General features: G+C 59.1%; 2 protein-coding genes. One reads left to right on the top strand and one right to left on the bottom strand.

Annotation, left to right across the window (positions count from 1 at the left end; all coding sequences use genetic code 11):
* Positions 1-106: 106 nt before the first annotated feature.
* The gene (locus PMI23_RS29925) at positions 107-265 is read right to left on the bottom strand and encodes a hypothetical protein (RefSeq protein ID WP_003224520.1); all 159 of its coding nucleotides are present in this window, start codon (positions 263-265) and stop codon (positions 107-109) included.
* A gap of 217 nt (positions 266-482) precedes the next feature.
* Here PMI23_RS29925 and PMI23_RS28075 point away from each other — a divergent pair, with 217 nt between their 5' ends.
* A complete protein-coding gene (locus PMI23_RS28075) occupies positions 483-2,480 on the top strand; it encodes an alpha-1,4-glucan--maltose-1-phosphate maltosyltransferase (protein WP_007919180.1) in 1,998 nt (665 codons plus the stop codon).
* Positions 2,481-2,552: the final 72 nt, after the last annotated feature.

The following is a 2,552-nucleotide window of genomic DNA, read 5'->3' as shown; positions in this document are numbered from 1 at the left end:
CTCTGCGTGGGAACGCCTCAATGGACGCTATGCGTCCGCTTTGGGACGCGGAGCGTCCCGGGCTGCATTCCCACGCGGAGCGTGGGAACGATCAGTTAACGATCAATCAGACGATGACGGGTGGCATCGTCGTCGGTGGTTCTTCTTTGGGCGGCGGTGTGGTTCCCGGTGGTTCCTGCTCGGGAATCGGCTGCGGCTCGGTCTCGGGAAGAGTGGGTTTGTCGATGTTCGGATCAGGCGTTTCGGCCGGGATCGGGATGTTCATCTGATGACCTCCGTGTGGCACATGGCGTGAGAAGTGCTTAAGTGGATTGACCACCTCTTGGCGAATTCGATCCGCTTTTCTGACACGGCAATTTCATCTGAACTTTTCCCGGCGCCGGTCGCTCGGAACCTAAGTGAGTTCATTGCGGGGCAGGCGCAGCGTTGCGAACACTGACCCGGCACAAGAGCGTCCTTGGGGCGTTAAGGAGAGATGCTCAATGACGGCTGAAAAACCTTCTGAATTAAGCTACAACCCGCACATGCCGCTGTCGCAGGCCTTGCTGCTGCCGCGAATTGCCATTGAAAACACCATGCCGACCCTCGATGGCGGGCAGTTCGCCGTGAAGTCGATTGCCGGCCGTGAAATTGTGGTCACCAGCAAAGTGTTTGCCGACGGTCACGACAAACTCGCCGTGCGCATTCGCTGGCGCGAGGAAGGCGAGGAGACCTGGCAGACCGAGGTCATGGCTGATCAGGGCAACAATGGCTGGCAAGGCCAGTTCCGCCCTGAGCACCAAGGGCGTTTCCTCTACTGTATCGAAGCGTGGATCGACCATTTCGCCAGTTTCCAATATGAACTGGAGAAGAAACACAACGCCGCCGTACCCGTTTCGCTCGAGTTGCAAGAAGGCCGCACGATGGTGCAACAGGCCGCTGAACGCAGCGAAGGCCAACTGAGCGAACAGCTTGCCGCGTTGCACCACGAGTTGTCCGGGCTGCTCGAAACCGAGCAGGTCGCGTTGTTCCTGCACTCGCGCAGTGCGCAATTGATGGCTGAGGCCGATCATCGCGCCTATCTGAGCGTCAGTCCGGAATTCCCGGTGGACGTCGAACGCGAACTGGCCGAATTTGCCAGTTGGTATGAACTGTTTCCGCGCTCGATCACCGACGATCCCCACCGTCACGGCACCTTCAATGACGTGCACGCGCGTTTGCCGATGATTCAGGACATGGGTTTCGACGTGCTGTATTTCACGCCGATCCATCCGATTGGCCGCGCCCATCGCAAGGGCCGCAACAACTCCCTGACCGCCGGCCCCGATGATCCGGGCAGTCCTTATGCCATCGGCAGTGAGGAGGGCGGCCACGAGGCCATTCACTCGCAACTCGGCACCCGCGAAGATTTCCGCCGACTGGTGGCCGCTGCCGCCGATCACGGCCTGGAAATCGCCCTCGATTTTGCCATTCAGTGTTCCCAGGATCACCCGTGGCTCAAACAGCATCCGGGCTGGTTCAACTGGCGTCCCGACGGCACGATCAAATACGCGGAAAACCCGCCGAAGAAATATCAGGACATCGTCAACGTCGACTTCTATGCGCCGGACGCGATTCCGAGCCTGTGGGTCGAGTTGCGCGATATCGTCATCGGTTGGGTCGAGGAGGGCGTAAAGATCTTTCGCGTCGACAATCCGCACACCAAACCGCTGCCGTTCTGGCAATGGCTGATCGCTGATGTGCGGGCGCTGTACCCGGAAGTGATCTTCCTCGCCGAAGCCTTCACCACGCCAGCGATGATGGCGCGGCTGGGCAAGGTCGGTTACACCCAGAGCTACACCTACTTCACTTGGCGCAACAGCAAGGCTGAGCTGGCGACCTATTTCACTGAGCTGAATGAATCGCCGTGGCGCGAATGCTACCGGCCGAACTTCTTCGTCAACACGCCAGACATCAACCCGGCGTTCCTCCACGAATCCGGGCGTCCGGGATTTTTGATTCGTGCGGCGCTGGCAACCATGGGCTCGGGCTTGTGGGGGATGTATTCGGGGTTCGAACTGTGCGAATCGGCTCCGGTGCCGGGCAAAGAAGAATACCTCGACTCGGAGAAGTACGAGATCCGCGTCCGCGACTTTACAGCGCCCGGCAACATCATTGCCGAGATCGCCCAACTCAACCGTATCCGCCGGCAGAACCCGGCGCTGCACACGCATCTGGGCCTGAAGGTCTACAACGCCTGGAACGACAACATTCTGTATTTCGGCAAGCGCAGCTTCGACGGCAGCAATTTCATTCTGGTCGCGGTCAGCCTCGATCCGCACAACGTGCAGGAGGCGAATTTCGAACTGCCGCTGTGGGAAATGGGCTTGCCCGATGACGCGACGACACACGGCGAAGACTTGATGAACGGGCATCGCTGGGACTGGCATGGCAAATACCAGTTCATGCGGATTGACCCGGCGTATCAGCCGTTTGGCATTTGGCGAATCACTGCCACCTAAGCATTGCCCAAACCCCTGTAGGAGCTGCCGAAGGCTGCGATCTTTTAAAAGCAAGATCAAAAGATCGCAGCC

The sequence above is a fragment of the Pseudomonas sp. GM24 genome (assembly GCF_000282235.1).
Classification (GTDB): domain Bacteria; phylum Pseudomonadota; class Gammaproteobacteria; order Pseudomonadales; family Pseudomonadaceae; genus Aquipseudomonas.
The sequence above is the reverse complement of the archived record's forward strand: the minus strand, read 5'-3'. Positions and strand labels throughout refer to the sequence as shown.

Bases quoted from the DNA above. Each gene is read 5' to 3' on its own strand.
- PMI23_RS28075 (WP_007919180.1), top strand. From the start codon at position 483: ATGACGGCTGAAAAACCTTCTGAATTAAGCTACAACCCGCACATGCCG.
- PMI23_RS29925 (WP_003224520.1), bottom strand. From the start codon at position 265: ATGAACATCCCGATCCCGGCCGAAACGCCTGATCCGAACATCGACAAA.